Source organism: Dyadobacter ginsengisoli DSM 21015, assembly GCF_059568735.1.
The window spans coordinates 185,908-200,978 of record NZ_JCANTY010000005.1; the positions used below are offsets into that span (position 1 = coordinate 185,908).

Sequence of the window (15,071 nt, forward strand, 5' to 3'; positions counted from 1 at the left end):
TTTCATGGACAAGAAAAAAATCATGATCATCGACGATGATGCCCGGAACATCTTCGCGCTCAAAGCGACCCTGAAATCCAAGGGATTCGAATGCATTGCCTGTTCCGGGGCTCCCGAAGCACTGCATATCCTGCGTACGGAAGAACCCGTCGATGCAGTCCTGATCGACATGATGATGCCCGAAATGGATGGATATGAAGCTATTCCGCTCATCAAAGACATTGGAAACAGACACGCCACACCCGTATTTGCGGTAACAGCCCAGGCCATGGTAGGCGACCGGGAAAAATGCCTGCAGGCCGGAGCCGACGACTATATTTCCAAACCCATTGATGTTGAAAAACTACTGAAGTTGCTTAACGCTATTTAACGTATGATGGAAGAGGAAGACATCGATCTTTTACTCAACGACCTGTTCGATCTATACGGTTACGACTTCACGAGGTATTCGCGGGCATCTCTGAAACGGCGTATCGTAAGGCTGTGCTCACTGGACAAATTCCCAAGCTTTGCGGAATTGCGGTATCATGTCCGGACGGACCCATCCTATCTCAAACGTTTTGTGGAAGAGATCACGGTGAATGTAACCGAAATGTTTCGTGATCCATCATTCTACAAATCGCTGCGCGAAGACATTCTGCCGGTGCTGGGTACCAAGCCCTTCATCCGGATCTGGCATGCAGGCTGTTCTACCGGCGAGGAGGTTTATTCGATGGCCATTCTTCTTAAAGAGGCCAACTTGCTCCGAAGGTCATTGTTATATGCGACGGATCTCAATCCAAGTGTTCTGGAAAAAGTGCGGAAAGGTATTTTCCCCCTCGCGCTGATGAAGCAGTATTCTGAAAACTACATCACATCCGGCGGGACCAGGGATTTTTCGGCCTATTATACTGCCCAGTATGGACAGGCCAAATTCGACAGTGAGCTCGCCGAGAAAATCATTATCTCGACCCACAACCTGGTCTCCGACAGCTCGTTTAATGAATTCGATCTGATCCTCTGTCGAAATGTGCTCATCTATTTCGATAAAGACCTGCAAGACAGAGTTTTGAAATTATTCGATGCCAGTCTGGGTACGTTGGGGTACCTGGCACTGGGGACCAAGGAGACCCTGAAATTTTCGGCCGTGCAAAACAAGTTCAAGCAACTTAACCGGGAGAAAATATGGAAAAAAGTCATATAGCGCGTCCCTGTGATTTCCTGGTCATCGGTGGCTCGGCTGGTAGCCTGGAAGTGTTGTTCAAACTCCTCCCCCTGCTCCGCGAAGATCTGCCTTTTCCTGTTGCACTGGTCTTGCACCGGCGCAATTCCGCCGATTCCTCCCTGACCGGTTTGCTGGCTTCGAAAACCCTCAATCCGACGCGGGAGGTGGAGGACAAAGATCCGGTCAGTCCGGGAAATATCTACCTTGCTCCGGCTGACTATCACTTACTGATCGAACGGGACCACACTTTTTCCCTGGACTACTCCGAAAAGGTCAATTTCAGTCGCCCGAGCATTGATGTCACATTCGAGTCTGCTGCGGAAGTATTCGGATCAGGCCTGGTGGCTATCCTTTTGTCCGGGGCCAATGAGGATGGCACCGCAGGCCTGACGGCCGTCAAAAAAGCAGGCGGGACCGTTGTAGTCCAGAACCCCGGCACCGCGCAAATGCCCTTCATGCCGCACCACGCCATGACCCATTCCCACGTCGACCATGTGCTCAATCTGTTGGAAATGGCAACGTTTATCAATGCGCTCCGCTAGCATTTGAGACCCGATCGTTGATTTCTACCATAAAAGGCATTTTTAGTCCTTCTTTTTAAATGCTTTTATAGGGAAATTTGTAAAAGAGGATCAGACTTCCCGAGCCTTCATAAGCGACTAAACAAGTACGATCATGGCAAAGCCCAGTAAATTATATAGTGTCCTGTTCAACAAATGCCCCCGCTGCGGCGAAGGCGATTTTTTCATCACCAAAAGTGCCTATAACCTCCGCAATTTCGACAAAATGAACCGGAACTGCCCGCATTGCGGCGCCGACCTGGTTCCTGAGCCCGGATTTTATCAGGGTGCATTGTATATGAGCTATGCATTTTATGTGGCATTCATGGTGATCTATTTCCTGATCTTCGTGAATTTTTTCGAACAATACCTGGACTACTTCCTGATCAGTATCATCCCGATCCTGGTCATTCTGACGCCTCTTTTTTACAGATTGGCGCGTCGGTCGTGGCTGGCTTTGTTCATCAAGCCCATCTCTTCTGAAAAACGTTCGGTATAGCCGTTAACCCGCATTACTCTTCCGGAAGTCTTCGGGCGTCAGGCCGGTTTCCTTCCGGAAGAACTTGGTGAAATAGGAATTATCGTTGAAATTCAGCTTGTACGCTATTTCGGACACCGTCAGATCCAGGTTGATCAATAGCCTTTTTGCTTCTAGCACGATCCGGTTCCGGATGAGTTCTCCCGCCTGCCTGCCCAGGTGTTCCTTGCAAAGTGCATTGAGATGGTTGGGCGTCACATTCAGCATATCAGCGTACTGGCCCGGCAGCCTCAGCCGGTCGTAATGCTTATCGATCAGGCGGATGAAGTTCCTCACCGTTGCATTTTTCCCCTTTTCCGAGCTCTTTCTCCTGTCTACCGAATCACTTTGCTCGATGGTCAGAAAGATCCGAAGCAGCAAAACCCGTGCGATATCGTCACGCCAGGCAGTGGCACGGTCATTCTGCAACAGCAACTCTTCAAACAATCCGCAAATATTCTCCCGAACATTTTCACTGAGGGTCAACACATTGTTGCTGGTGTCCTGGTCAAAAAAGGAAAACGAATCGAGGTAATCCGGTTGCAGCAGAAAGGATTTAAAAAATGAATCAGAAAAATTGACAACGTAACCTTCCATTTCCCCTTCAAAATCCCACGAATGCACCTGCCCGGGGATCATGAAATAAATCTGGTAGGGAGCGGCCTGGAAATGGTGGAAATCAATGGTATGGCGGCCGCTGCCAGCGGTAAAAAGTACCAGATGGTAGAAGCTGTGGCGATGCGGAAAGAACAGGCTCTGATGCTCGTGGATGTAATCCGAAAACCGGGCGACCATCATGTGGTCTTCGCGGTATTCTGAAAGCGGGCCGATGTCTAGCCGGGGAAATGAACCGTGCATGGATGGAACCGTAAAATAAGTCAGTCCCGGCAATTTAAGGTTTATTCACGACTTTAATCCTGTTTCGTATCTTGCGGAAGTTTCCAAACCTCGTTCCTGTTATGTGGAAGGCCTTTGCATTGAGTTTGGCGTTCGTGGTGCTTGCTGCATCGTCGAGGCAGGGTGCTATCGGCGTGGAAAACTGTACCACGCACTTCCGGGTGGACGCCAAAGAATTCGCCGCACAGGTAATAAAGTTAAAAGCTGCTATCGATGCTATAGACAGCACCGATGTACGCGGCATCGATAGCGCCAAACAGGCGCTTCGCGATTCGCGGCTGGCTTATAAACGCATCGCCTACTTTCTCGAATACTTCTTTTTTACTTCCTCCCGGATCTACAACCGGCCGCCCAAAAATGAAATCGAGGAACCCCATCTCGAATATATGGAACCTGCCGGCTTGCAGTATATCGAAGCACTTTTGTTCGACGACCCCGTTGTTCACAAAGTGGAATTGCTGCAGCAATGCGAGTTATTACAGGTAGCAGCAGATGATATGCCCGCATTGCTTTTCAATTTTAAGGCCAACGATGCGCAGATCCTGGAAAGCGTCCGGATCGAGCTCATCCGGATCATCACGCTCAGTATCACGGGTTTTGACGCACCGTTATTGAAAAGCGGACTCGACGAGGCACTCGTTTCACTGCAAACGATAAATACAGTCCTGAAACCATATATAGAACATTCAGACGATGACATTGTCTGGAAATACCTCCTTTCCTGTGAGACCGATATTACAAAAAGCAGAGATTTCGACAAATTCGACCGGCTGCATTTCCTAACCCGCTCTGCACTGCCCTTACAGGAGCACCTCGGCCGGATGATCTCCCGGATGGGATTGCAGCTCAATGAGAAGAAGATTTTAAACTATAATGCCAAAAACCTGTTCAGCCTCGATGCATTTGCCCCGGCGGCTTTTGGAACAAACACGACCAGTAAGCCCGCCCTGGCCGAATTGGGGGAAAAACTCTTCTTTGAAACCCGATTGTCGGCAAATGGAACTCGTAGCTGTGCGTCCTGTCACAACCCGGTTTTGTATTTTACGGACGGGCTTGCAAAAAGTACAGGCATCCACCCCGGCCAGACCGTCAGGCGAAATGCACCTTCGCTGTTGTATGGGGTATTTCAACACACCCAATTCTGGGATGGACGTGCCAAAACGCTGGAAGATCAGATCCGTACCGTCATCCATGATACACTCGAAATGGGTGGCAGACCTGCCGAAACGATCCGGGGACTGGCAAAGGAGCGGGCCTACCGCCGCCTTATCCGGAAAGTATCTCCTGACCGGAAGTCCCTTAACGACACCATTATTTACAGATCGATCGCGGCCTTCGTGCGCACATTACAACCTTTCAAGTCGGATTTTGACCGTTATATGGCAGGCGATGAAGTGGCACTCACAGACCATCAGATTAATGGTTTCAACCTCTTTATGGGTAAAGCGCAATGCGGCACCTGCCACTTCGCGCCCCTGTTCAATGGCCTTATCCCGCCGCTGTACTTTCAGACGGAATTTGAGATATTGGGCACCACGGCATCCGACGATTTCCTAAAACCCGTAGCAGATCCCGATCAGGGCCGTTTCGAAACCCTGCCAACCCCCTATTACCGCGGGGCATTCAAGACACCGACCGTTCGCAATGCAGCTGTAACTGCACCGTATATGCATAACGGGAATTTTGGAAGCCTGAAAAAGGTGATGGAATTCTATGATAAAGGAGGAGGCGCAGGTCTGGGTCTCGACATTCCTGACCAAACCCTTGCTTCATCGCCCTTAAATCTGACCGATCAGGAAAAATCGGATATCATCGCCTTTATAAATGCACTCACCGACCGTCTATGAAACAACATTTACTTTCCTTCCTGCTATTCATTGCGGCAGCTGCCGCTTATGGTCAAGGCGCGCTGCTACGCGGACCGTATCTGCAAGCGGCGACGCCTACCAGCATCGTGATCCGCTGGCGAACAGATAAACCTGAAAATTCAGTGGTCAAAATCGGTGCCAGCCCCCAGGCTCTCGGCCAAATCATCTCCGATAATGCGCTTACGATGGAACACGAGGTGAAGGTCACCGGGCTTCAAAGCGAAAATCGGTATTATTATTCCATCGGCTCACAGACAGGTGTTTTGCAGGAAGGCGACCAGAATTATTTCCAGACAACCGCCGTCGCAGGCAAGCCGGGCAAATACCGGTTCGGCTTCCTCGGCGATTGCGGCACCAGCGCAGTCATACAGCAATCGGTGCGCGATAAACTCACCGAATACCTGGGCAACGAGTATATGAACGCCTGGTTGCTGCTCGGCGACAATGCCTATTCATTCGGGCAGGATGTAGAATACCAAACCCACTTTTTTTCCAAATACAAGGATAATTTCCTCAAAAAGAATCCCCTCTATCCCTCGCCCGGCAATCACGACTACGACAACGATAATCCAGCCAGGCAGAACGACCACAAAGTACCTTATTACGACGTTTTCACCATGCCTGCGCAGGGTGAAGCAGGCGGCGAAGCCTCGGGAACGGAATCGTTCTACTCGTTTGACTACGGGAATGTACATTTTCTATCCCTGGACTCCTACGGCCGCGAGGACAATGCCACCAGATTGTACGATACGCTTGGACGGCAGGTCCAATGGATTAAAAAGGATCTTGCCGCCAACAAAAATAAGGGCTGGGTCGTCGCCTACTGGCACCACCCACCCTATTCGAAGGGGTCACGCGAATCCGACGGTGACCCGGAAATGACAGGGATACGTCAGAATTTTATCCGTATTCTCGAACGCTACGGCGTGGATCTGATCGTATGCGGGCATAGCCACGTGTACGAGCGATCGCGGCTCATGAACGGGCATTACGGATATAGCAACACCTTCGATGCAGCCAAGCACGTGATAGACGCGTCGACCGCGAAATACGACGGAAGCGACAATTCCTGCCCTTACATTAAAATTACCCCTGACAGCCGCGGCACAGTGTATGTCGTGGCTGGTTCCAGCGGGCACCTGGGCAGCCCGAAGGCCGATTATCCGCACAAGGCTATGTATTATTCGAATGCGGAGGTCGGTGGTGCGCTCATGATGGAGGTGGAAGGCAACCGGCTTGATATGAAATGGATCACGTCTGACGGCACCATCCGCGACAAGTTCACCATGGAAAAAGAAGTGAACAAGGAAACCACGCATGATATCTCACAAAATGCGTCGGTCGATTTGAAAGCTTCGTTTGTAGGTAGTTATGTCTGGAATACGGGACAAACATCGAGAACGATCACGGTGCAGCCTTCCGAAAGTACCGACTACACGGTGAAGGACGACAAGAACTGTGTTCAGGATGTGTTCCACGTCAGGGTTCCCAAGGCTGACCCCGCGAAGTTCATCGGATTCAAGGTTTCGAAGGACGATAAAAACCTAGTCACGTTAACCTGGACGACGAGTGCCGAAAATGAACTGTCGCATTTCGCAATCCAGAGGTCGACAGACGCAAAGAATTTCACGGAGATCACCAGGGTACCCGGCGGACCCAATTCCCAACAGAACAAGGACTACACTTCTGTGGATACCGAAAGCCCCCGACTGCCCGTCAATACGGAATATTATTACCGCGTTGTGGCTACGGCAGCCGACGGAAGATTACTCTATACGTCCATTAGCAGCGTATTGCTAAGGGATCTGATCCTTTCTGCCGACCCCAACCTTGCGCTCGATATCGAGGTCATTCCTAATCCGTCATCCGCAAGCCAAATGCAGATCCGCACCACGGTGCAAGCCACGCAGATGGCGGAACTGACGCTCACCGACGTTTCGGGAAGAATATTGGATAGCAGGAAAATGACGATCAGCCATACGCCTGCGGCCTTCCTGCCCAGCGAGCTGCCCACCGGGATTTACTTGCTGAAGGTAAGGGTAAACGGCAGAAGCGTGGTTAAAAAGCTGGCGATCCGTTAACCACACTTCCTTCAAACGTGTTGCCTATTTCTTGACGAATCTCCCGGTTTGCTCCTGGCCGTTGGCGTACGCAATGCGAACTATGTATGAGCCGGCCTGCAAGTGCCCGGTATCAATCACCCAGGGTGCTCCTTCCTGTGCCGCTGGCGACCGGAACGCCACGCGACCACCCGAGGCATTGTACAACCTTACTTGCCGGATCAGACCGTGCCCGGACCGGATGATCAGACTCGCAACCACCGGATTAGGATAAATCTCCATATCGGATGTCTCATCCAAACGAATGTCTTGAATGCTGCTGTAAGCAAACGTACCATCCTGATCAACCATTTTCAGGCGGTACAAATTGCTACCTGCCCGTGGATTGTCATGTACAAATGCATACCGCTGTGTGAGGGAGCTTTCGCCCTGAGCAGCCACTTTCCCGACTGTCATCCAATTCTTCCCCTTAGCATGGCTGTGCTGAATTTCAAAGAAATCACTGTTTACTTCCAGACTCGTCGACCATTCCAGTAATGCCGTTTGACCCTCCTTTCGGGCTTTGAAGCTGATCAATCGCACCGGCAGCTGGACACACCCGAGATCCACCTCTTCGCGTGTGGCGCAGCCAGTCTTATTGCCCGAGATGAACACGGCCTCCACGGGTTTGGTTTTAAGTATTTCACAAATTTCACTGGTCGCGCAGGTTTCCAGCTCCGGGCTATCTATGATCGTGATCGTACCGGCCACTACATTCAAACTGCTCAACCCGGCGAGGCTCGTCAGCGACGAATCCGCCCAGATCAGCAGCCCGCCACCGATGAACTGAAGTCCGGCCAGGCCATCGAGGCTCTGAAGACTGTCGTTGGCAGAAACAGAAACCGAGTCGGTCACCGATACCAGGTTTTCGAGCCCGGCGAGTTCCCGGAGCATGCCGTTTTCCTCAATGAACAACCGATCCACGGTAGTTAATCCGCCCAGCCCCTGCAAATCGGTCAGCGAATCATTACCGGCAACGACCAACGTCCCGAATGCTCCCAGCGATTGCAGATTTTGCAAACCCGAAAGGCTGCTTAATGAAGGATTGAAAATAACCTGTAAATCGCCGTCAATAGCGGTAAGCGACGACAATGCCGATACGTTTTTCAGCGAAAAGTTGGCGGCGATCTGCACTCCCAACTCTCCTACTGTCGTTAACCCGTTCAAGCCATCCAGGCTTTCCAGTAAAGGATTGAGCAGGATAGTGACCTCTTCGCCGAACGATGGTATATTTTCCAGTCCCGTCATTTGCTTCAACCCGAGGTTGAAAAACAGGTTAAAACCACCGCCCACCGCGGTAACGTTGCTTAATGCGGACAGATCGGTCAGACTGTCCGTTTCGGAGATCGTCAGATACCCGCCGATGGATGTGAGCTGGTTCAAACCATTCAGATTGGCGAGCATCAGATTGTAATCGAGATAAAGTTCGTCGCCTATGGATGTCAGTTGATTCAATCCCGCAAGGGTTTCCAGGCTGTCGTTGAAATCGAGATATACACCCCCTCCGATCGAAACAAGCCCTTCCAGGCCAGACAAATCCTTGATTGTAAGATTATTAGTAATTTCCAAATCACCGGTCAGACTCGTTATGGCCTGCAAACCAGTTAGTGTCGGCAAATTTTCATTAAATCCGATGTGCACCGAACCACCTACCGATGACACGGTCAGGTCACTGATCGAAACCAACGCATCACTGGCTCCGATGACGAGCGAACCGGCCACAGAGGTAATGTTTTTGACGCCAGCGAGGTCTTCGACCAGGTCATTGTTGTCCAGGATCAAATCACCGTTCACCGAAGTAATGCCCTCCAGACCCGCCAGGCTGCCCAGCACAGGGTTGTCGTGGACTTCCAGCGTGGAGTCCGCCAGAACAATGTTATTCAACCCGTTCAGGCTGGTAAGGGTACTGTTGTAATGAATGGAGATGATACCCTCCACACCTGTGAGCGTATTCAGAGGCGTGAGGTCTGTGATATCGTCACCTTCGATGGTCAGGTCGCCGGGAAGCACTGTGCAACCGGGATAGTCAGTCTGAAAACTGTTGATCGACGCCTGGTTAGTGAAGTTGAGGGCTGTGGGGCATTGCGCATTTGCGGCGAACGGCAATAGTCCCGAAATCAGGAAGTAAAGTTTTTTCACGAAAAAGAAGGGTTTGTTTGATTAAGAAGATTTTCAATGAGTTAGCAAGAAAATCCTTTGAACCGCAAACCCTACTTTTCGTAGTAATAGTTCCCAGTATTTTACAATACTTTCTTAGAACCCGAATTTATTTATCGAACAATTACGCTGCTGTGGATCGGGCACCAGGCTTTTTCAGGATTAAAGCTGAAATGAGTGACACCGCCAGTCCCACCGGCAGGATTTCGGCATAAGTGAAAAGTATGACCATCAGCGGGCTTTTGTACAAATCTTTATACTCGGCCATTTCCACGACTTTCTTATCCAGTTCCGCCTGCGTAGCCCCGTCCGCCTTGACTTGTCTGAGCACGTGCGCCGTGTATTTATCCATGAAATCGGGGATGAACAGGTAATAATCGATCAGCCAGACAACCACATACACTGTGGAAGCGACCAGTGTGATATACAGTCCGATTTTGAAGGCCTTACCAAACGACAGGGTGCCGTGGTTATATTTATCGCGGTAGTTTTTGATACCTACAAAAACCATGGAAAAGGAAAGCAGCATCGCTGCATAACCGAGCAGCATATTACCTTCAAAATCCTCCTGATTGTAGCATACCGCCACGGTCGATATCATTAGGGTGGAAACGACGGCACCCGAGATAAGGCCGCAGATGATGATGATCCTCTTCATAATGCTGTTTGTTTAAATAGCTGATAATGCTGCGAATTTGAGCGATAAGAAGCATTTCCGATTCATACTTTCGGGTGATTTTGCACGTGGAGCGCCCCCGTTCACACCGAAGTATGATCAGGGGATCAACCGTAGCCGCCTGGCCCTTTCCACCGCCTGGGTCCGGTTCCTGACTTCCAGCTTTTCGAATATCCTCGATGAATGTGTTTTGATTGTATTGAGCGAAACGAAGAGCCGCGAGGCGATTTCCTGGTTGCTCATTCCCTCGGCGACCAGTTGCAGCACTTCCAGCTCGCGCAGACTCAGCCCCAGGCGTAACCTTTCCTGCTCGTTGACATTGAATTCCTCACCGGCAGTCACGTACACCTCACGTTCTACAATACGCGTTTCCACCTTCGGGGTAGTCAGTTTCATGGCCAGCCAGATGCCCAGCCCTGTAAAAAGCAGCGCGATGGCCCCCACGTAAATTTCGATGATGTGGCCGATGATCAGGAATCGTAATTCGAGCCATTTCAGTACAAAAAGCAACAAGGCAAGTGATATCCCGTAAAGGATCACCTGCCTGTGTTTTTGGTAAAAGTCGCCGATCGTTCGTAAATCCATTTGTAACCAGTCCATTGGGATGCCAAAAATAAAAATTTTCGGCAACCTCATGGGCTTGCAATGCAACACTTTCAGGCGAATACTCAGGGCTTCTCCTGTATAATGTCCTTGATTTTTTCACACATCTGCTTGATGCGAATATAGGAAGCCTTACTATTTTCCTGCCGGTCGAGATAAATCATGATCTCCCCCGGCGAGGCCTCCCATTGGAATTTGGTTTCGTCATCGAGTATCGTGGTAATATCAATATCCCGATCCGACTCGATGCGGGTGGGTGCGATCTGGCTGTTGATGAATCGATGGATGCGGGGCGACTTCGCTTTGTCAAACTTGGCCGAGAACCGGTAGTAATCATCGGCATCCTTCACACGGATATGGAGCCCACTGTTGTTGCATGACCAGGCGACCGCAGCGATCGCGCATACTGTAAAAAAGAATAATCTGATTTTCATGGCTGTAATTGTTTTACAAGGTACTATGCAATATACAGTACTAGAAAATAAATTGCAAATCCTTCTTCAAGAATGTCGGAGAAGTCTTGGATAATATTTGACAGAGAGGCTTATAGCCATTACTATCTGCTCCTCGTCTAGCGACCGATAGCAATCATTTGGCTATGTGCCGATCCGTCCGCCATATGTAAAACCAGGAAGTATTCTCCGGCTTTCAAATTGGGAAGATTTACCTCGGGTGAACCCGATTCTGATTGAAATGCCAGCGTACCATTCAACTGATAAACCTGCACACGCTGAGGCACCTGGCCTTTACCAAGTGATAGATACAATTTGTTTGTCGCGGGATTGGGATACACAAAGGCCTCATTTTTCTCAATGGCCGGACTAAAACGGACCACTTCAATATTGCTAAAAGCATAGGTTTCATCCTGATCCACCATTTTCAAACGATAGTAGTTTTGTCCGGGCTCAGGATTTGCATCTGCAAAACTATATTCCTTCGCCGTCACTGAAGTTTTGGCGGCGGTGATCGTCCCAACGACTGCCCATTTAATGCCGTCCGGGCTTCTTTGTATTTCAAAATAATCACTGTTCAATTCTTCCGCCGTCTGCCATTTCAGATGAACCTGCTTTTCTAATCGGGTCGCGTCGAAACGGATGAGTTTGACAGGTAATGCGACATCGTTCTCGAAACGAACCAGGCCGAAGTCAAAGTCATTTTGAGCATTGGAAGAGCCCGCCATAACAATATTGCCATTTTGCTGCAGGACAATAGCAGCTCCATAGTCAAAGCTGCCCTGAAAGTCGACAGTTACCTTTCCTCCATTACCAAAAGTATTGTCTAAAAACCCGTTTGAATCGAAACGCGCAAGGGCATAGTCAACTTTTGATCCGTTGCTCCTCGCTGTGTAGCCACCAGCCAGTATCTTTTGATCGGGCTGTAAAACCAATGAGTAACCCTTATCGTCAGTGTTGTCGAATGATACAACAGTCATTCCGTTTGTACCGAAAGTAGTGTCTAGTGCACCGAACGATGTGAACCTAACAATTACTAAGTCCGAATAGCCACTGTTGGTCCTGCTTTCGGCCAAGACGATGATCTTGCCTTCGCTATTTATTACTATTGATGTTGCTACGTCGCGATGTTGCCCTATCTCTAATTCTACAACACCCGAATTCCCAAATGTATTATCCAGGGCTCCGTTTCCATCCAATCGCAACACAATTATTTCTTCTTTAACCTCCGTAGTAACAGGGTTGTATATTTCAGAGCTGCCCACAATAACAAGTCTACCATCTGCCTGTACAGCGACTGCATATGCGATATCCCACAGTTTGGGATCACTAGCCGGAACAATTACCAAACCATCACCACCAAAAGTGTGATCTGGTGTTCCATCCGGCTTATACTTTGCAAAAGCCATGTCAATTTCATCGAATTCGTCATCTCCCGTGTATCCAATAAGAATAATATCCCCGTCGGGTTCAATAAGAACCTGATTAACTATATCATTCCCTCCATTAAAATCGGTTATTATAATTCCATCCATCCCAAATGTAGGGTCTCTTGTACCATCTGGATTATACCTCACCATTACAAAATCGTAGTTAGTGCCGGTCAACGTGTAACCAGCAGCAATGATCTTCCCATCCGCTTGCAAAGCACCAGAAAAAGCAATATCGTCTTCTCCGTTGATGACCGTGGTAACGTTACCGTTCAGCCCAAAATCATTATCGACAGATCCGTCCAGATTGTAGCGAACAAGTGTAAAATATCCTCCTAAGCCTGCATATTCTACTGGCATGGAGGATCCTACAACTACAATTCTACCATCAGGCTGTATCAACACCGAACTGGCGTCATTTCTAGTCTCATCCACATTTGTTAAAATTTTCCCTCCCTGGCCAAAAGTTAAATCCAGTGAACCCGGTTGAGCGGCAAGGCGGCCAGACGTCGCCAGGAACAAGCAAAAAAGCAGATAATTTCTAATCATGTCTCAGGAAGATTAAAGTGAGGAATGATTGAAATTATCCGCTATTGAAGTGTAAGAAGATTACAATGTCCAGCTTGATAGTATGGCTTATCGAATGGTTCGGATGAAAGCAAAAAACCCCGGGATAGCTAGCGATTCACAAGAATCGTTTGGCTATGGCATGATCCATCTGCAAGTTGTATTGTAAGGCAATAAGTACCTGTTTTAATATTTGGAAGATCTATTTCAGACGATTCTGCATCTGACTGAAATACCAGAATGCCATTCAGGTCGTAAACCTTCACGCTCTTAAGAATTTCTCCCTTTCCCAACATCAGGTATAACTTATCTTCAACCGGATTCGGGTATACGTTAATGCGCCCCAGGTCGCCAGTTTGAAAGAATACCGGTTTGATACCGCTATAAGCAAATGTCCCATCCAAATCGATCATTTTCAGCCGGTAAAGATTCTCTCCTGTCCAGGGTTTGGAATCGTTGAAATGATATGCTTGCAGCTTTTCGGAGTTAACGGCCGCCTCTAGCGATCCGATCGATATCCATTTCTTTCCATCCCGGCTCCGTTCTACTTCGAAATGATCGCTATTTGCTTCCATTGACGTTTGCCATCTCAATTGGACCTCAGCTTCCCTCAACGTGGCGCTGAAACTGGATAATTCTACGGGCAGCGAAGCGTCATTGATATATCGGGCTAACGCTACGTCCGCGTGGGTATTTGTAATTGTATGTCCCACGATTACTATCTTTCCTTTTGAGTCCATCGCCATGGCTGCGCCCCGATCCAAATTGTTGCTAAAATCCGTTGTTACTTTTCCGTTATTTCCAAATGCCATATCTATTAAACCATCCGCGTGAAAACGTGCCATGGCAAAATCCCATGTGGTTCCATTCTGTACAACGGTCATACCAGAAGTCAAAATCTTCCCATCTTTCTGAACAACCATATCCAATCCGAAATCATAGGCATTGTCAAACGCTGTCAAGACTATCCCTTGATTGCCAAAACCAGCGTCCAGAGTACCGTTAGCGTTATACCTCACTAATGCAAAGTCGTTAAATCCTTCATTTACCGGAGACGATCTTCCGAATATCAGAATTTTCCCATCGGATTGTAGTTGAATCGAATTTGCCACATCGTCGCGCCCTATCGAAGGCAACACGATTCCTCCTACGCCAAAACTGTTATCCAGATCTCCATTTGCATTTAACCGGGCTGCAATAAAGCTCCGGTTGATCTCCTGTGTAGTCTCATCCAAAACTTCCGTAAATCCGGCTGCCAACACTTTCCCATCCGCCTGCATTGCCATAGAATTAACGTATTGAGCCAACTGCGAACCTGGTTCGTCCATTTGTATAATGACTTTTCCATTTTGACCGAAGCTTCCATCCAATTGACCGTCGGGCAAATACCTGGCAAATGCCATATCCGTCATCCAGGCCGTGCCAGGGCCACCGGTTGAACCGGCGAGTATTATTTTGCCGTCAGGCTGCAATAGAACCTTTCTCGCGCGGTCGTCATCTCCGTGACCATCGGCATCTCCGTCCCCAAAATTGGTCGTTACGATTCCGCTTTGACCGAACGTGAGATCACGTAAACCTTCCACTGTATACCTCACGAGAGCAAAATCAAAGTCATCGTCACCTTTCCACGTATACCCCGCTACCAGTATTTTCCCATCAGGCTGCAAAGCTCCGGAAAAAGCAAGATCCTCGGTGCTTCCCAGCGTGGTTTCGACAATTCCATCTATGCCAAAAGTATTGTCCAAAGTTCCATCTGAATTATATCGGACGAGGCAAAATCTGCCTTGATACTCCTGGGGGCCTGTATATCCGACCGTTACTATTTTCCCATCCGGCTGAATTAGCACCGAGTTCATAAAGGTTTCACCATTACCGACATTCGTCGTTACTTTCCCTCCCTGGCCAAATGTTACATCCAAGGAACCCGATTGGGCGACGAGGCGACAAGACGTCGCCAGGAACAGGCAAAAAAACAGGTAATTTCTAATCATGTCTCAGGAAGATTAAAGTGATAAATGATTGAAATTATCCGCTACCAAAT

13 protein-coding genes are annotated in these 15,071 nt (G+C 48.9%); 6 read left to right on the top strand and 7 right to left on the bottom strand.

The features are described 5' to 3' along the window. Positions 1 to 4: 4 nt before the first annotated feature. The 4 genes from BP71_RS19315 (at position 5) to BP71_RS19330 (ending at position 2,263) form a co-directional block, all read left to right on the top strand. Complete coding sequence (locus tag BP71_RS19315) at positions 5 to 370, top strand: response regulator (RefSeq protein ID WP_496382176.1); 366 nt, start codon at positions 5 to 7, stop codon at positions 368 to 370. 3 nt (positions 371 to 373) lie between these two features. Then, the gene (locus BP71_RS19320) at positions 374 to 1,183 is read left to right on the top strand and encodes a CheR family methyltransferase (RefSeq protein ID WP_496382178.1); all 810 of its coding nucleotides are present in this window, start codon (positions 374 to 376) and stop codon (positions 1,181 to 1,183) included. Next, a complete protein-coding gene (locus BP71_RS19325; RefSeq protein WP_496382180.1) occupies positions 1,165 to 1,746 on the top strand; it encodes a chemotaxis protein CheB in 582 nt (193 codons plus the stop codon). The genes BP71_RS19320 and BP71_RS19325 overlap by 19 nt, the downstream gene beginning before the upstream one ends. A 133-nt stretch (positions 1,747 to 1,879) precedes the next feature. Next, a complete protein-coding gene (locus BP71_RS19330; RefSeq protein WP_496382182.1) occupies positions 1,880 to 2,263 on the top strand; it encodes a DUF983 domain-containing protein in 384 nt (127 codons plus the stop codon). A gap of 3 nt (positions 2,264 to 2,266) precedes the next feature. Here BP71_RS19330 and BP71_RS19335 read toward each other — a convergent pair whose 3' ends face one another. Next, entirely contained in the window at positions 2,267 to 3,139 is an 873-nt protein-coding gene (locus tag BP71_RS19335) for an AraC family transcriptional regulator (RefSeq protein ID WP_496382184.1), read from the bottom strand. A gap of 101 nt (positions 3,140 to 3,240) precedes the next feature. On the opposite strand from BP71_RS19335, the gene BP71_RS19340 reads away from it, so the two are divergent. Together BP71_RS19340 and BP71_RS19345 are read left to right on the top strand one after the other, a co-directional pair. Then, the gene (locus tag BP71_RS19340; RefSeq protein WP_496382186.1) at positions 3,241 to 5,025 is read left to right on the top strand and encodes a cytochrome-c peroxidase; all 1,785 of its coding nucleotides are present in this window, start codon (positions 3,241 to 3,243) and stop codon (positions 5,023 to 5,025) included. Continuing rightward, positions 5,022 to 7,127, top strand: a complete 2,106-nt coding sequence (locus BP71_RS19345) for a metallophosphoesterase (RefSeq protein WP_496382188.1) — start codon at positions 5,022 to 5,024, stop codon at positions 7,125 to 7,127. The genes BP71_RS19340 and BP71_RS19345 overlap by 4 nt, the downstream gene beginning before the upstream one ends. 24 nt (positions 7,128 to 7,151) lie before the next feature. Here BP71_RS19345 and BP71_RS19350 read toward each other — a convergent pair whose 3' ends face one another. The 6 genes from BP71_RS19350 to BP71_RS19375 all read right to left on the bottom strand — a co-directional run bounded on the left by BP71_RS19350 (position 7,152) and on the right by BP71_RS19375 (position 15,021). Further along, complete coding sequence (locus tag BP71_RS19350; protein WP_496382190.1) at positions 7,152 to 9,284, bottom strand: T9SS type A sorting domain-containing protein; 2,133 nt, start codon at positions 9,282 to 9,284, stop codon at positions 7,152 to 7,154. A 142-nt stretch (positions 9,285 to 9,426) separates the two neighbouring features. Further along, complete coding sequence (locus BP71_RS19355) at positions 9,427 to 9,960, bottom strand: DUF4199 domain-containing protein (RefSeq protein ID WP_496382192.1); 534 nt, start codon at positions 9,958 to 9,960, stop codon at positions 9,427 to 9,429. A gap of 117 nt (positions 9,961 to 10,077) precedes the next feature. Further along, positions 10,078 to 10,563 carry a helix-turn-helix transcriptional regulator gene (locus tag BP71_RS19360; protein ID WP_496382194.1) on the bottom strand — a complete coding sequence of 162 codons (486 nt, stop codon included), beginning with the start codon at positions 10,561 to 10,563 and terminating at the stop codon, positions 10,078 to 10,080. Positions 10,564 to 10,646: 83 nt separating this feature from the next. Then, positions 10,647 to 11,015: a hypothetical protein gene (locus BP71_RS19365; RefSeq protein WP_496382196.1), complete on the bottom strand. Its 369-nt coding sequence runs from the start codon at positions 11,013 to 11,015 to the stop codon at positions 10,647 to 10,649. A gap of 137 nt (positions 11,016 to 11,152) precedes the next feature. Then, positions 11,153 to 13,012, bottom strand: coding sequence for a T9SS type A sorting domain-containing protein (locus tag BP71_RS19370; RefSeq protein WP_496382198.1), 1,860 nt, complete (start codon positions 13,010 to 13,012; stop codon positions 11,153 to 11,155). A gap of 128 nt (positions 13,013 to 13,140) precedes the next feature. Then, the gene (locus tag BP71_RS19375) at positions 13,141 to 15,021 is read right to left on the bottom strand and encodes a T9SS type A sorting domain-containing protein (protein ID WP_496382200.1); all 1,881 of its coding nucleotides are present in this window, start codon (positions 15,019 to 15,021) and stop codon (positions 13,141 to 13,143) included. Positions 15,022 to 15,071 lie beyond the last annotated feature (50 nt).

Bases quoted from the DNA above. Each gene is read 5' to 3' on its own strand.
- BP71_RS19315 (WP_496382176.1), top strand. From the start codon at position 5: ATGGACAAGAAAAAAATCATGATCATCGACGATGATGCCCGGAACATC.
- BP71_RS19320 (WP_496382178.1), top strand. From the start codon at position 374: ATGATGGAAGAGGAAGACATCGATCTTTTACTCAACGACCTGTTCGAT.
- BP71_RS19325 (WP_496382180.1), top strand. From the start codon at position 1,165: ATGGAAAAAAGTCATATAGCGCGTCCCTGTGATTTCCTGGTCATCGGT.
- BP71_RS19330 (WP_496382182.1), top strand. From the start codon at position 1,880: ATGGCAAAGCCCAGTAAATTATATAGTGTCCTGTTCAACAAATGCCCC.
- BP71_RS19335 (WP_496382184.1), bottom strand. From the start codon at position 3,139: ATGCACGGTTCATTTCCCCGGCTAGACATCGGCCCGCTTTCAGAATAC.
- BP71_RS19340 (WP_496382186.1), top strand. From the start codon at position 3,241: ATGTGGAAGGCCTTTGCATTGAGTTTGGCGTTCGTGGTGCTTGCTGCA.
- BP71_RS19345 (WP_496382188.1), top strand. From the start codon at position 5,022: ATGAAACAACATTTACTTTCCTTCCTGCTATTCATTGCGGCAGCTGCC.
- BP71_RS19355 (WP_496382192.1), bottom strand. From the start codon at position 9,960: ATGAAGAGGATCATCATCATCTGCGGCCTTATCTCGGGTGCCGTCGTT.
- BP71_RS19360 (WP_496382194.1), bottom strand. From the start codon at position 10,563: ATGGATTTACGAACGATCGGCGACTTTTACCAAAAACACAGGCAGGTG.
- BP71_RS19365 (WP_496382196.1), bottom strand. From the start codon at position 11,015: ATGAAAATCAGATTATTCTTTTTTACAGTATGCGCGATCGCTGCGGTC.
- BP71_RS19370 (WP_496382198.1), bottom strand. From the start codon at position 13,012: ATGATTAGAAATTATCTGCTTTTTTGCTTGTTCCTGGCGACGTCTGGC.
- BP71_RS19375 (WP_496382200.1), bottom strand. From the start codon at position 15,021: ATGATTAGAAATTACCTGTTTTTTTGCCTGTTCCTGGCGACGTCTTGT.